This window comes from Streptomyces luteogriseus (assembly GCF_014205055.1).
GTDB lineage: Bacteria > Actinomycetota > Actinomycetes > Streptomycetales > Streptomycetaceae > Streptomyces > Streptomyces luteogriseus.
In genome coordinates this window covers 6,454,850-6,468,456 of record NZ_JACHMS010000001.1, presented here as the reverse complement: position 1 = coordinate 6,468,456, position 13,607 = coordinate 6,454,850, and the positions used below count along the sequence as shown (strand labels likewise).

Sequence of the window (13,607 nt, the reverse complement as noted above, 5' to 3'; positions counted from 1 at the left end):
TGCTCCTCTAGTGTTCCGCTGAAGGTGTCCCTCTGAATGCTTCCACTTCCACCGACACCAGGACCCGGGAGTCGATGAAGCCCTGCACGACCAGCAGGGTCGTGACCGGGCGTACGGCGTCGAACATCTCCTTGTGGGCCCGGCCCACCGCGTCGACGTCCCGGGCGTGTGCCAGGCACACGCGGGTCCGGATCACGGACTCGGGAGTGAGCCCGAACTCCGCGATCGCCTCCAGAGCGGTGGTGAAGGCCACCTTGGCCTGCTCGTACGGGTCGCCCTCGCCGTAGAGCACATCGCCCTTGAACGCGGTCGTGCCCGCGACCAGCACCCGGTCGCCCGCCGCGACGGCGCGTGCAAAACCGAAGGATTCTTCCCAGGGACTTCCGCTCTGCACACGCCGCACGGTCATGACGACACAGCCTCCAAGGCCTCTTCAAGGGTGAACGCCTTCGCGTACAGCGCCTTCCCGACGATGGCGCCCTCGACACCGAGCGGGACGAGGTCGGCGATGGCGCGCAGGTCGTCGAGCGAGGAAACCCCGCCGGAGGCCACGACCGGGCGGTCGGTGGCGGCGCACACGTTGCGCAGCAGTTCCAGGTTGGGGCCCTGGAGCGTGCCGTCCTTGGCGATGTCGGTGACGACGTACCGCGCGCAGCCCTCCTTGTCGAGGCGCTCCAGCGTCTCGTAGAGGTCGCCGCCGTCGCGGGTCCAGCCGCGCCCGCGCAGGGTCGTGCCGCGGACGTCGAGACCGACGGCGATCTGGTCGCCGTGCTCGGCGATGACCTTGGCGACCCACTCCGGCGTCTCCAGGGCGGCCGTGCCCAGGTTGACGCGCTTGCAGCCGGTGGCGAGGGCGGCGGCGAGGGTCTCGTCGTCGCGGATGCCGCCGGACAGTTCCACCTTGATGTCCATGGCGCGGGCGACCTCGGCGATCAGCTCGCGGTTGTTCCCGGTGCCGAAGGCGGCGTCCAGGTCGACCAGGTGCAGCCATTCGGCGCCGGAGCGCTGCCAGGCGAGGGCGGCCTCCAGCGGGGAGCCGTAGGAGGTCTCCGAGCCGGACTCGCCGTGCACCAGGCGGACGGCCTGGCCGTCCCGGACGTCGACGGCGGGGAGGAGTTCGAGCTTGCTCACAGTGTTCCGATCCAGTTGGTGAGGAGCTGGGCTCCGGCGTCGCCGGACTTCTCGGGGTGGAACTGCGTGGCCCACAGGGCGCCGTTCTCGACGGCGGCGACGAACGGCTTGCCGTGGGTGGACCAGGTGACCTTGGGGGCCGTCATCGCCGGGTTGTGCGTCTCCAGCGACCAGTCGTGGACGGCGTAGGAGTGCACGAAGTAGAAGCGGGCGTCCGCATCGAGGCCGGCGAACAGCTGCGAGCCGGGGGCCGCCTCGACGGTGTTCCAGCCCATGTGGGGCACGATCTCGGCCTGGAGCGGCTCGACGGAGCCGGGCCACTCGTCGAGGCCCTCGCTCTCCACGCCGTGCTCGATGCCGCGGGCGAAGAGGATCTGCATGCCGACGCAGATGCCCATGACCGGGCGGCCGCCGGACAGCCGGCGGTCGACGATCCAGTCGCCGCGGGCCTCGCGCAGGCCCGTCATGCAGGACGCGAAGGCGCCGACGCCGGGGACCAGCAGGCCGTCGGCGTTCAGGGCCTTGTCGTAGTCACGGGTGATCTCGACGTCGGCACCCGCGCGCGCGAGGGCGCGCTCGGCGGAACGGACGTTGCCGAAGCCGTAGTCGAAGACGACGACCTTCTTCCGCGTCTTCAGGGGGCTGCTCAATTCCACACCTCCAGCCTCACCACACCGGCCGCCAGGCACATCGCGGCGCCGATCGACAGCAGCACGATCAGGCCCTTGGGCATCTGCTGCTTGATGAAGGAGTAGATCCCGCCGACGAGGAAGAGGCCGACGACGATCAGCAGGGTCGAGGTGCCGTTCACAGGGCGCCCTTCGTGGACGGGAGGATGCCGGCCGCGCGCGGGTCGCGCTCGGACGCGTAGCGCAGGGCGCGGGCGAGCGCCTTGAACTGGCACTCCACGATGTGGTGCGCGTTGCGCCCGTAGGGCACGTGCACGTGCAGCGCGATCTGCGCCTGGGCCACGAAGGACTCCAGGATGTGCCGGGTCATGGTCGTGTCGTACTCGCCGATCATCGGCGCCATCTTCTCGGGCTCGGTGTGCACGAGGTAGGGGCGGCCGGACAGGTCGACGGTGACCTGGGCGAGGGACTCGTCCAGGGGGACCGTGCAGTTGCCGAAGCGGTAGATGCCGACCTTGTCGCCGAGGGCCTGCTTGAAGGCGGCGCCGAGGGCGAGGGCGGTGTCCTCGATGGTGTGGTGCGAGTCGATGTGCAGGTCGCCCTCGGTCTTCACCGTGAGGTCGAACAGACCGTGCCGGCCGAGCTGGTCGAGCATGTGGTCGTAGAAGCCGACGCCGGTCTTGATGTCGGTCTTGCCGGTGCCGTCGAGATCGATCTCGACGAGGACCGAGGTCTCCTTGGTCACCCGCTCTGTGCGGCCTACGCGGTTCATGCGCTCTGCTCCTTCTTCAGTTCACGGACCGCGTCGAGGAACGCGTCGTTCTCTTCGGGGGTTCCGGCGGTGACCCGCAGCCAGCCGGGCACGCCGTTGTCCCGGACCAGGACGCCCCGGTCGAGGATCTTCTGCCAGGTCGCGTGGGAGTCCTCGAAGCGGCCGAACTGCACGAAGTTCGCGTCCGACGCGGTCACCTCGTAGCCGATCGCGAGCAGTTCGGTGACCAGGCGGTCCCGTTCGGTCTTGAGCTGCTCGACGTAGCCCAGCAGCGTGCCGGTGTGCTCCAGGGCGGCCAGGGCGGTCGCCTGGGTCACGGCCGACAGGTGGTAGGGCAGCCGGACCAGCTGGACGGCGTCGACGACCGCCGGGTGCGCCGCGAGATAGCCGAGGCGCAGGCCCGCGGCGCCGAACGCCTTGGACATCGTGCGGGAGACGACGAGGTTCGGGCGGCCCTCGATCAGCGGCAGCAGCGAGTCGCCGTGGCTGAACTCGATGTACGCCTCGTCGACCACCACCATCGACGGCTTCGCCGCCTGGGCGGCCTCGTACAGCGCGAGGACCGTCTCGGGCGGCACGGCCGTGCCGGTGGGGTTGTTGGGGGTGGTGATGAAGACGACGTCCGGCCGGTTCTCGGCGATGGCCTTCTCGGCGGCGGCGACGTCGATGGTGAAGTCCTCGTTGCGCGGACCGGAGATCCAGCCGGTGCCCGTGCCGCGCGAGATGAGGCCGTGCATCGAGTACGAAGGCTCGAAGCCGATGGCGGTGCGGCCCGGTCCGCCGAAGGTCTGCAGCAGCTGCTGGATGACCTCGTTGGAGCCGTTGGCCGCCCAGACGTTGGCGACGCCGACTTCGTGTCCGGACGTGTCCGTCAGGTACTCCGCCAGCCGCGTACGCAGCTCGACCGCGTCCCGGTCCGGGTAGCGGTTGAGGTTCCGGGCGGCTTCCCGGACCCGCTCGGCGATGCGTTCGACCAGCGGCTCGGGCAGCGGGTAGGGGTTCTCGTTGGTGTTCAGCCGTACGGGGACGTCCAGCTGGGGCGCGCCGTAGGGGGACTTGCCGCGCAGCTCGTCCCGTACGGGGAGATCGTCGATGCGTACGTCGTTCACTTGCCCGGGGGAACCTTCCAGTCGAACCTCGCCTTGATCGCCGCGCCGTGGGCCGGCAGGTCCTCCGCCTCGGCCAGCGTGACCACGTGGTGCGCGACGTCGGCCAGCGCCTCGCGCGTGTAGTCGACGATGTGGATGCCGCGCAGGAAGGACTGGACGGACAGGCCCGAGGAGTGGCAGGCGCAGCCGCCGGTGGGCAGGACGTGGTTGGACCCGGCCGCGTAGTCGCCCAGCGACACGGGCGCCCAGGGGCCGATGAAGATCGCGCCGGCGTTGCGGACGCGGTCGGCCACGGCGGCGGCGTCGGCCGTCTGGATCTCCAGGTGCTCGGCGCCGTACGCGTCGACCACCTTCAGGCCCTCGTCGATGCCGTCGACCAGCACGATCGCGGACTGCCTGCCGGACAGGGCGGGGACGATCCGGTCCTCGACGTGCCGGGTGGCGGCGACCTGCGGCTCCAGTTCCTTCTCTACGGCGTCGGCCAGCTCGACGGAGTCGGTGACGAGGACGGCGGCGGCCAGCGGGTCGTGCTCGGCCTGGCTGATCAGGTCGGAGGCGACGTGCACCGGGTCGGCGGTGTCGTCGGCGAGGACCGCGATCTCGGTCGGGCCGGCCTCGGCGTCGATGCCGATGCGGCCGGTGAAGTAGCGCTTGGCGGCGGCGACCCAGATGTTGCCGGGGCCGGTGACCATGTTCGCGGGCGCGCAGGACTCGGTGCCGTAGGCGAACATCGCGACGGCCGTGGCACCGCCGGCGGCGTAGACCTCGTCGATGCCGAGGAGCTCGCAGGCGGCGAGGATCGTCGGGTGCGGCAGGCCGCCGAACTCGGCCTGGGCGGGAGAGGCGAGCGCGACGGACTCGACGCCGGCTTCCTGGGCGGGCACCACGTTCATGATCACGGAGGACGGGTAGACGGACCGGCCGCCGGGCGCGTACAGCCCGACGCGGTCGACCGGCACCCACTTCTCGGTCACGGAGCCGCCGGGCACGACCTGGGTGGTGTGCGTGTCGCGGCGCTGGGCGCGGTGGACGGTCCGGGCGCGGCGGATGGACTCCTCCAGGGCCGCGCGCACGGCCGGGTCGAGTTCCTCCAGCGCACGGGTGAGCGCGGCGGCCGGCACCCGCACCTGATCCAGCCGGACTCCGTCGAACCGCTCGGCGAAGTCGATCAGCGCCGCGTCGCCCCGATGATGCACGTCCTCGCAGATCGGACGCACCTTCTCGAGGGCGGCCGCCACGTCGAAGTCGGCTCGGGGCAGCAGGTCGCGCAGGGCGGGGCCCTCGACGAGGGCGTCGCCGCGCAGATCGATTCGGGAGATCACGTGCTCAATTCTCTCAGACCCGGGTGAGGCGTCGTCCGCGCGTATCAATGGCTGATACAGAACGCCGCGGCACCCCGGAAGATCACCTTCACGTCTTGCGTTCGGGCCGTCACACAGCGGGCATGAACCGGTGTACTAGGCAAGTGACCCGTGAGTACCTGGGGAGGAAGGAAGAGCTGTGACCGAGGGGGCCGGCGTCCGTGACGGGGATCTGCCCGACGACCTGACCGCGGCCGAGGCCGGCATGTGGCAGGCCTTCCGCAACGGCACCGTGTACGACCTGAGCTGCGGCGATGCCGTGGCCGACGATCCGCACGGCGGTCACCCGTGGGGCGAGGAGCGGACCGTCCGGGCCCGGATCGTGTGCTGGCTGCTCCTCGACGGGCCGCCCGCCCTGGCCGGCCGTGTGTCGTCGCTGAAGCTGATCGGGGTGCAGGTCAGCGGCTCCCTGGACCTCGCGGGCGGCACGGTGGTGCCGTACGTCGAGATGCGCCGGTGCCGCTTCGAGCAGGACGTGCTGCTGCCGGAGGCCCGCTTCACCACCCTGCGCATGGTGGACTGCTCGGTGCCCCGGCTGGAGGCGGCCCGGGTGCACACCGAGGGCGATCTGCATCTGCCGCGCTGCCGCTTCCACCACGGCATCCGGCTCACGGACGCGCAGATAGGCACGGACCTGATGCTCAACCAGGCGATCGTCCACCGGGATCACAGCGGCCGGTCGATCGCCGCGGACGGCATGACCGTCGGCCAGGACCTCCAGGCCGAGCTGCTGAAGTCGCACGGCGAGCTGAGCCTGCGCGCCGCCACCGTCGGCGTGTCCCTGAGCCTGCGCGGGGCGCGGCTGAGCAACCCCTTCGAGCGGCTCGCGCTGAACGCCCCCCAGCTGACGGTCGAGCGCAGTCTCTATCTTACGCCGGCGGGGGTCGGCGCCCAGGCGATGAGCGGGATGACCCCCGCGCAGGGGACGCGCATCCAGCGCTTCGCGTGCGAGGGCGGGATCCGGCTGGACGACGGCCGGTTCGGCGACGCCGTCGACTTCGAGCGGGCCAGGTTCACGCTCACGGACGACCAGGAGCTGTCGCTGCGCCGGGTGCAGACGCCGGAGCTGCGGTTCCTCGGGGAGCAACCGGTGCGCGGGCGGGTGGTGCTGTCCGGGGCGAAGATCGTCAACCTGATGGACCGGGCGGACGCCTGGCCGGGCCCGGGGCGGCTGCACATGGGCGGCTTCGCCTACGAGAACCTCGTGCCGCGCGGGCCGTTCCCGCCGTCCGAACGGCTGGCGTGGGTGGCGGCGGCGACCGCCGAGTACAACCCGGAGCCGTACGAGCGGCTCGCTGCCGTGCTGCGGGCCGGCGGGGAGGACGAGGACGCCCGTGAGGTGCTGCTGGCCAAGCAGCGACGGCATCGCGAGAGCCTGCCGATGGCGGCCAAGCTGTGGGGTTACGCACAGGACTGGACGGTCGCCTACGGGTACCGGCCGGGCCGGGCCGCGGTGTGGATGGCGGTGCTGTGGGCGGCGGGTTCCCTCGCCTTCGCGCAGGCCGGCCATCCGCCGCTGAAGCGGGGCGAGCACCCGGAGTGGGACCCGGCGCTGTTCACCCTCGACCTGCTGCTGCCCGTCATCGACCTGGGACAGGTGGGCTTCTGGCAGTTACGTGGGGGCTGGCAGTGGCTGGCGACGGCGATGATCCTTCTGGGCTGGGTCCTGGCGACGACGGTGGCGGCGGGGGCGACGCGGCTGCTGCGGCGCAACTGATGGTGCTGGTGTGACCACAGTTGTCGAACTGTCGCGGTTTTACGTTCTCTTGACCATCGGATGTACAACTTTCCGTGGGTTCCATGAACAGTCTGGCGCCGCCACGACCAGCCGACTTTCAATGGTCGGCACCATGGCAATGCAGCTCCCGTTCATCCGCGCGAGCCGGATGGCAAGCACCTCCCCCCACCTCGTCGGCGAGCCGTGCGCCGACGACGAGGTGCTGCTCGACGCACCCGACGCCCGGCTGAGCCCGGCGCTGGTCGCCGCGGCCCGGGGTGACCACGTCCCGGCCGCCTCGCTGCTCCTGGCCACCCGTGTGGCCTCGGAGTGGGAGCGGCGCGACCGGTACGTGACCCGGCTGGCCGCCTTCGCCCGCTCCCGGCCCGAGTGGCTGGACGCCTGGCTCGCCACCGCCTCGCAGGACCCCGACGCGCTGCTGGTCGGGGCCCAGCTGGCGGTGGACCGCGCCTGGCGGTCACCGGCCCGGGCCGAGCTGCTGCGCGAGGTGAGTCCGCTGATCACGGCGGCGGCCCGGGGCGACCGGCGGGACCCGGTGCCCTGGCGGCTCGCGCTCGACCACGCCCGGGGCGCACAGGCCGGGCACACGTACTTCGAGGAACTGTGGGCGGCGGCCGTCCGCCGTGCCCCGCACCACTACGGCTGCCATGTGGCGGCCCTGCGCTACCTGGCCTCCTCCTGGCACGGCTCGCACCACGAGTGCTTCGACTTCGCCGACCGCGCCGCCCAGGACGCTCCGGCCGGCGCGCTGGTCCAGGCCCTGCCGCTGCGGGCGGCCTTCGGCTACCTCACCGACGACTGCGGGCCCGAGGTGCCGCGCGAGCGGCTGGACGCGGCCGTCGACCGGGCGATCGCGCTGTCCCCGCGACTGCCGGCCCACGACCCCTGGCCGGCCCGGATGCGCAACCTGCTGATCTTCGTCCTGGTACGCCTGGAGCGCTGGCCTGACGCCGTCGAACAGCTGCGCCTGAACGGCCCGTACGCCACCTCCTTCCCCTGGGACCAGGTGTCGGACGACCCGCTCGGGCACTTCCTGCACGTGCGCGAGGACGTGCGGTCCGCGGTGGCCGGGGACCCGTCCTGGCATCCACGGAGTGAACGGGGCGGACGAGTCCGTCCCGGCGACCATTAGGCTTTTGCGTCGTGACCACCGTCCGGCTCCCCCTCTTCCCCCTGAACTCGGTGCTGTTCCCGGGGCTCGTGCTCCCGCTCAACGTCTTCGAGGAGCGGTATCGCGCCATGATGCGCGAGCTGCTGAAGACGCCCGAGGACGAGTCACGCCGGTTCGCCGTCGTGGCGATCCGCGACGGCCACGAGGTGGCCTCGACCGCACCCGGCATGCCCGACCCGACCGCGCTGCCCGAGCGGGGACCCGCGGCCGGTTTCGGCACGGACCCGGTCAAGGCGTTCCACAAGGTGGGCTGCATCGCCGACGCGGCGACGATCCGGGAGGGCGCCGACGGCTCCTTCGAGGTGCTGGCGACCGGCACGACCCGGGTGAAGCTGCTGTCGGTCGAGGCGTCCGGGCCCTTCCTGACGGCCGAGCTGGAGCCGTTGGAGGAGGAACCGGGCGACGAGGCCGCGCCGCTGGCCGAGGGCGTGCTGCGGTCCTTCCGCCAGTACCAGAAGCGGCTGGCCGGGGCCCGGGAGCGGTCCCTGGCGACGGGGGCCGAGCTGCCGGACGAGCCGGGCGTGGTGTCGTACCTCGTGGCCGCGGCGATGATGCTGGACACCCCGACCAAGCAGCGCCTGCTCCAGGCGCCCGACACGGCGTCCCGCCTGCGCGACGAGCTGAAACTCCTTCGCTCCGAGACGGCGATCATCCGTAGTCTGCCGTCGTTGCCCGCGTCGGAGCTGACGCGCGGCCCGATGAGCCTCAACTGAGCGGATCCGCATGGCGAAGAAGCCGAAGAAGCAGCAGCAGACAGGTGGCACCCCCGCGACGGTGGCCCTCACGGCGGCAGGCGTGACGTACACGGTCCACTCCTACGACCACGACCCCGCGCACCCCTCCTACGGGGAGGAGGCGGCCGAGGCCATGGGCGTCTCCCCCGACCGCGTCTTCAAGACCCTGGTCGCGGACGTCGACGGCACCCTGACGGTCGCGGTGGTCCCGGTGGCGGGCCAACTGGACCTGAAGGCCCTGGCGACGGCCGTGGGCGGCAAGCGCGCGGCGATGGCCGACCCGGCGCTGGCCGAGCGCACGACGGGCTATGTCAGGGGCGGAATCTCACCCCTGGGCCAGCGCAGGAAGCTCCCCACCGTCCTCGACGCGTCGGCGTCCTCCCACCCGACGATCTGCGTCTCGGCGGGCAGGCGGGGCCTCGAGGTGGAACTGGCGCCGGAGGACCTGGCCAAGCTGACCGAGGCGGTCCTCGCCCCCGTCGGCCGGGCGTAGCCGCGGACCCGGCGCCGGGCGCTCACACGGCGGGCGGTGCCTGATACGGCCCCTCGGGGAACTCCGGCTCCGGGTCACGGGGTCCGAACAGCGCCATCAGCCCGAGGTGCAGCACCAGCGCGGCGAGCGGCCAGGCCAGCAGCGCACCCTTGGCGCCCAGCTTCAGCGGCGCGGTGAACGTCACGCCCCGCCCGACCTCCCGAGCGTGCGCGATCACGTCCTCGGCGGGGCCGAGCCACACCCCGACCCGCCAGGCGAGCAACGACCCGAGCAGCCCGCCGAGGGCCAGCCCCACCACCAGCGGCACGCCTCCGCGCCGCCGCAGCAGGAAGACGACCAGCGCGCTGACGGCCCCGAAGCCCAGCCCGAGCAGCGTGAACGTGCCGTCGACTCCGATGGCCTGCTCCCCTTCGGTGTCCTTGAGGTAGACGACCCAGCTCTTCTCCACCACGTCGCCGACCAGCGGCACGTGCGGCGCGAGCCACCACCACAGCACCCCGAGCAGCACACCGCCGAGCGCCACGGCCACCGCGATCACGGCGGCCTCCCGCAGTTCCGTCCTCATCCCCGGGCCGTCCTGTCCGTACCAGCCGTCCCCGGCGTACTCGGCGTGCTGGGAACCGGGAGCCCGAGGCCCGGCGGCCGGCGGCTGCCACGCACCCTGTGCGGAGTGTTCATGCGGCGGCGGTGGCGGAGTCAGTGGTGCGGTCACCCTGCCATCGTGCCAGCCCCGCTCGTGCCCCGCGTCACCGGAGGACCGCTCCGCGCTCAACGGACGGCCGCCCGGCGGTACGCCCAGGTCGCCACGGCCAGCGAGACGACGCCGACGACCCCGCACACCGCGAGATCGCCGAGCACGAAGGCCCAGTCGGGGTGCGGTCCGAACGTCCGCGCGAAGGCCTCCACGCCGTACGTCGACGGCAGCAGATCCCGCGTGAAGCGCACGACCTCCGGCATCCGGTCCGCCGGCAGCACGCCCAGCAGCAGGGCCGCGGACATGCCCAGCTGCCCGAGCAGCGTGGCCAGTTCCGGCCGGGGCGCGAGCAGCCCCAGCGCGGCACCGAGCCCGGCGAGCGCGGCGCCCGCGAGCGGGATCACGGCCATGAGGACCCACAGATGGGCCATCGGCAGCCCGAACAGCACACAGCCGAACACCGCGGTCACGACGGTCCCGGGCACGGTGAACGAGGCGTACGCGCCCGCCGCGCCCAGCACCACGGCCGCCGGGGGCACCGGCAGCGTCGCGTAGTGGTCGAGGCCGCCGCTGGCCCGCAGCTGTCCGAAGTACTGCGCGAGCAGGTTCAGCGCGACGAAGGCGACAACCAGGACCGACGACCCGGCGACGACGGCCTGCGCCTCCGACCCGTCGTCCACGACCCCGCGCATCAGGATCATGATCCCGACCGACTGGAAGGTCGCCACGAACAGCAGCGGGATCCGCGCCACCCGCGCCCGGGAGAGCTGGGCCCGGTACACGGCCGCCAGCGACGGCCACAGCCGCGCCCGAGGTCCGAGCTCGGCCGCACGCGCGGCGGGCTCCTCCACCGCCAGGGCACTGCCCGGCAGGACATCGGCGGGTACGACACTCACGTCGCGCTGCTCCCCTTCGCTCGGGTCCACTGCGGCAGTCGCCTGTTCGGTACGGATGCGGCGGCCGGTCCGCTCACGGCACGCGCGCCCTGTGTCCTCGCGCTCACACCTTCACCAGCCCCTGCTGCACGGCCCCGCCGAGGGCGAGGTACACGTCCTCCAGGCTGGGGGTGGCCAGGGTGAAGTCGTCCAGGGCGGCGAAGGCGGCGCCGCCGGTGACGGTCGCGACGACCGCCCGGGCCTCCTCGGGCCCGAGCCGCAGCGTCCAGCGGCGGCCCGACTCCACGACGCGGTCCTTCAGCGCGGCCACCTCGGGCACGTGCAGCGGGGCCGCGACCCGCCACACCAGGTCGACGCGCACCTCACCGGCGACCTGCTCCTTCAGCCCGGCGGGGGTGTCGCAGGCGATCACCCGCCCCCGGTCGAGGACGGCCACCCGGTCCAGCACCGTCTCGGCCTCGATGACGTTGTGGGTCACGAGCAGCACGGTCGTCCCGTGCTCGGCCCTGCGCCGGTCGACGGCGGACCACACGGCCCGCCGCGCCACCGGGTCCATGCCGGTGGTCGGCTCGTCCAGCACGAGCAGCGGCCGCTCCCCCACCAGGGCCGCCGCGAAGCACGCCAGGCGCCGCTGGCCCCCGGAGAGCTTCTTCAGCGGCCGCCCGGCCAGCGGCGCGAGCCCCAGCTCGTCGAGGACGGCGTCCCGCTCGGCCCGCGCGTGCCGTACGTCCAGGCCGCGCAGCCGCCCGGTGGTCTCGGCGGCGAGCGACACGGTCAGCTCGTCGAGGGCGGTCGACTCCTGCCCGAGGTAGGCGAGGATCCGCGCGGCCCGCTCGGGGTGGCGGACGATGTCGTGCCCGAGGATCTCCACGCTGCCGCGGTCGGGCCGCATCAGCCCGGTCAGCTGGCGCACGAGGGTGGACTTGCCGGCCCCGTTGGGACCGAGCAGGCCGAAGATCTCGCCGCGGCGGATGTCGAGCGTCACGTCGTCCGTGGCCCGGACCTCGGGTGCTGCGGGGGTGCCGCGCCGGCCCCGGACCGCCGGATAGGTCTTGGTCAGCCCGCGCACCGCGCACACGACGTCACCATCGTGCCGAAATGCCTGTGCCGCGCGCTTACTCACAAGGGACGAGACTACGGGGTCGGCGGCCCAGGTCCGCTCTCGGGTCGGTCCGTACCGGGAAATCCGTCGGCAAAGAACTCAGGCGTCCAGGGGCGGGTGCTCCACGCCCGTGCGCACACTGATCTCCCGCCAGAAGCCGGCCCGGATGGCGTAACGGTCCCGCTCGTCGATCTGGTCGTCCTTGTGGGCGAGCAGGCCGAAGCGGGCGGCGTAGCGCAGCAGCTCCCCGTCGACGCGGTGCGGGATGCGCGGGTACATCCCGGACAGTTTCTGCAGGTGGCTCTGGTCGCCGAGGCGCTCGACCCAGCGCCGGGCGAAGACCTGCCCCACCTCGAAGGAGTCACCGCCGACGGTGGTGATGTCCTCCTCGCGGTCGGCCCACCGCTGCTCGGCCGTGGTCAGCTGGGCCAGCGTCGGCATCGAGGCGGCCTCGGGGGGCTCGGCCGTGGGCCGGTCGACCCAGCCTTTGTCGGAGGACCACCGGAGGGTGGCGGAGGCGGGGGGCTGGGCGGGCTGGGTGCCGGGGGCGCGCAGGGCGGCGAGGTCTTTGGGCGTGGGGACGCCTTTGGGGGCGGCCATCCGCTCCCCGGTGCCGTTCTCCCCGGGGCCGTCCACCGGGTGCCGGGGCTGCGGGGCGGGCCTCTCGGCCGGGGCGCCGAGCGCGGACTCGGGCAGCGGCGCGGAGAGGATCGCGGCGATCTCGGGCCGGGGCGCGGGCTGCGGCGCGCACACCCCGGTGTAGTCCTTGGCGCGGACGGCCTTGGTGATCCACGCGCGGTCCAGGACGCGCCGTTCGTCGGCCTCGGCGACCAGATCCTCGGACTGGTTGTAGTCGCCGTCGGCGGCCTGGACGGCCCACAGGTGGACGGCGACGCCGTGCTCCTTGGCAGCCATCATGCCGGGCAGCAGATCGCCGTCGCCGGTGACGAGGACGACGTCGGAGCAGGCGCGGTTGCGGGCCAGTTCGGTGAGCTCGGCGTGCATCGCGGCGTCCACGCCCTTCTGTGCCCAGCGGCCGTCGCTGCGGGTCAGGGCGCCGAGCCGAACGGTGACCCGGGGCATCACGCGCAGCCTGCGGTGCTCGGGCTGCGGGACCCGGTCGGGGGCGCCGTCGAACCAGTAGATGCGCAGCAGCGGCTGCTGGGTGTCGGACTCGGCGCGTTCGCGCAGCCCCTGGATGAGGGCGGAGTGGTCGACGGTGATGCGGGACCGCGAGGGCTCCCCGGCGAGGAGACTCGCCGCGGCTCCCAGCAGATACCCAGCGTCCACCAGGACGATGCAGCGGTCCACGCGACTCACCCTCTTCCCAGGAGGTTTGCTTCGGGCTTGCTTCGAGTCTGCCCGACGGCGCGGAGCTTAACGGCCGGAACTCGATCTTCGGCGTGGCGTTTCGGGACTTCCCTCCCTGACCAGCCCTGTCACGCACGGTAATTGTCCGACATGCGATCGTTGTCGGCCTGTGTGAATCTGGTCCCGGCCCTGGCCCCTAGTCCCCCACAGGAGGCATCACCATGGCCAAGAACAAGAACCGTGACCGTAAGCAGCAGCGTCCGACCGAGCGTGGTCAGCGGGCCGACCGCAGCCCCGCCTCGCAGACGGAGCCCCAGCCCGAGGTCGAGGTGACCCCCGGCGAGATGGCCCCGTCCGGCAAGCGAAAGCGCAGCTTCGGCCACAACTGACGTCTGCGTGAGGGGTTGTTGGACCCACGCACACGCACGAGGGGCGTACCCGATGCCGGGTACGCCCCTCGAGCGCA

The 13,607-nt window shown here is 72.5% G+C and carries 16 protein-coding genes; 5 read left to right on the top strand and 11 right to left on the bottom strand.

What is annotated here, in order from left to right:
• Positions 1–7: 7 nt before the first annotated feature.
• The 7 genes from BJ965_RS28785 to hisD are packed head-to-tail and all read right to left on the bottom strand — an operon-like array spanning position 8 to position 4,963.
• Positions 8–409 carry a RidA family protein gene (locus BJ965_RS28785; RefSeq protein ID WP_184912458.1) on the bottom strand — a complete coding sequence of 134 codons (402 nt, stop codon included), beginning with the start codon at positions 407–409 and terminating at the stop codon, positions 8–10.
• Positions 406–1,131, bottom strand: a complete 726-nt coding sequence (gene priA, locus BJ965_RS28780) for a bifunctional 1-(5-phosphoribosyl)-5-((5-phosphoribosylamino)methylideneamino)imidazole-4-carboxamide isomerase/phosphoribosylanthranilate isomerase PriA (RefSeq protein WP_184912456.1) — start codon at positions 1,129–1,131, stop codon at positions 406–408. The genes BJ965_RS28785 and priA overlap by 4 nt, the downstream gene beginning before the upstream one ends.
• The gene (gene hisH, locus BJ965_RS28775) at positions 1,128–1,769 is read right to left on the bottom strand and encodes an imidazole glycerol phosphate synthase subunit HisH (RefSeq protein ID WP_184917655.1); all 642 of its coding nucleotides are present in this window, start codon (positions 1,767–1,769) and stop codon (positions 1,128–1,130) included. The genes priA and hisH overlap by 4 nt, the downstream gene beginning before the upstream one ends.
• Positions 1,770–1,777: 8 nt before the next feature.
• The gene (locus BJ965_RS28770) at positions 1,778–1,942 is read right to left on the bottom strand and encodes a hypothetical protein (protein ID WP_184912453.1); all 165 of its coding nucleotides are present in this window, start codon (positions 1,940–1,942) and stop codon (positions 1,778–1,780) included.
• Complete coding sequence (hisB, locus tag BJ965_RS28765) at positions 1,939–2,532, bottom strand: imidazoleglycerol-phosphate dehydratase HisB (RefSeq protein ID WP_030848330.1); 594 nt, start codon at positions 2,530–2,532, stop codon at positions 1,939–1,941. Before hisB ends, BJ965_RS28770 begins: the two co-directional genes overlap by 4 nt.
• Positions 2,529–3,641: a histidinol-phosphate transaminase gene (locus BJ965_RS28760; RefSeq protein ID WP_184912451.1), complete on the bottom strand. Its 1,113-nt coding sequence runs from the start codon at positions 3,639–3,641 to the stop codon at positions 2,529–2,531. Before BJ965_RS28760 ends, hisB begins: the two co-directional genes overlap by 4 nt.
• On the bottom strand, positions 3,638–4,963 hold the full coding sequence (gene hisD, locus BJ965_RS28755) for a histidinol dehydrogenase (protein WP_184912449.1): 1,326 nt from the start codon (positions 4,961–4,963) through the stop codon (positions 3,638–3,640). Before hisD ends, BJ965_RS28760 begins: the two co-directional genes overlap by 4 nt.
• Positions 4,964–5,141: 178 nt before the next feature.
• Between hisD and BJ965_RS28750 the strand changes: the two genes are divergently transcribed.
• The 4 genes from BJ965_RS28750 (at position 5,142) to ybaK (ending at position 9,138) form a co-directional block, all read left to right on the top strand.
• The gene (locus BJ965_RS28750) at positions 5,142–6,719 is read left to right on the top strand and encodes an oxidoreductase (RefSeq protein ID WP_184912447.1); all 1,578 of its coding nucleotides are present in this window, start codon (positions 5,142–5,144) and stop codon (positions 6,717–6,719) included.
• Between the two features lie 121 nt (positions 6,720–6,840).
• Positions 6,841–7,872 (top strand): hypothetical protein, encoded by a 1,032-nt coding sequence (locus BJ965_RS28745; protein WP_184912444.1) that lies wholly within the window; start codon positions 6,841–6,843, stop codon positions 7,870–7,872.
• Positions 7,873–7,883: 11 nt separating this feature from the next.
• Complete coding sequence (locus BJ965_RS28740) at positions 7,884–8,624, top strand: LON peptidase substrate-binding domain-containing protein (protein ID WP_184912443.1); 741 nt, start codon at positions 7,884–7,886, stop codon at positions 8,622–8,624.
• Positions 8,625–8,634: 10 nt separating this feature from the next.
• Entirely contained in the window at positions 8,635–9,138 is a 504-nt protein-coding gene (gene ybaK, locus BJ965_RS28735) for a Cys-tRNA(Pro) deacylase (RefSeq protein ID WP_184912441.1), read from the top strand.
• A gap of 22 nt (positions 9,139–9,160) precedes the next feature.
• Here ybaK and BJ965_RS28730 read toward each other — a convergent pair whose 3' ends face one another.
• The 4 genes from BJ965_RS28730 to BJ965_RS28715 form a co-directional block, all read right to left on the bottom strand.
• Positions 9,161–9,850, bottom strand: coding sequence for a hypothetical protein (locus BJ965_RS28730; RefSeq protein WP_030848301.1), 690 nt, complete (start codon positions 9,848–9,850; stop codon positions 9,161–9,163).
• A gap of 56 nt (positions 9,851–9,906) precedes the next feature.
• The gene (locus BJ965_RS28725) at positions 9,907–10,728 is read right to left on the bottom strand and encodes an ABC transporter permease (RefSeq protein ID WP_184912438.1); all 822 of its coding nucleotides are present in this window, start codon (positions 10,726–10,728) and stop codon (positions 9,907–9,909) included.
• 103 nt (positions 10,729–10,831) lie between these two features.
• Entirely contained in the window at positions 10,832–11,806 is a 975-nt protein-coding gene (locus BJ965_RS28720) for an ABC transporter ATP-binding protein (RefSeq protein WP_184912436.1), read from the bottom strand.
• Between the two features lie 123 nt (positions 11,807–11,929).
• Complete coding sequence (locus BJ965_RS28715) at positions 11,930–13,141, bottom strand: NYN domain-containing protein (protein WP_184912434.1); 1,212 nt, start codon at positions 13,139–13,141, stop codon at positions 11,930–11,932.
• A 221-nt stretch (positions 13,142–13,362) separates the two neighbouring features.
• On the opposite strand from BJ965_RS28715, the gene BJ965_RS28710 reads away from it, so the two are divergent.
• Positions 13,363–13,530 (top strand): hypothetical protein, encoded by a 168-nt coding sequence (locus BJ965_RS28710; RefSeq protein WP_184912432.1) that lies wholly within the window; start codon positions 13,363–13,365, stop codon positions 13,528–13,530.
• Positions 13,531–13,607 lie beyond the last annotated feature (77 nt).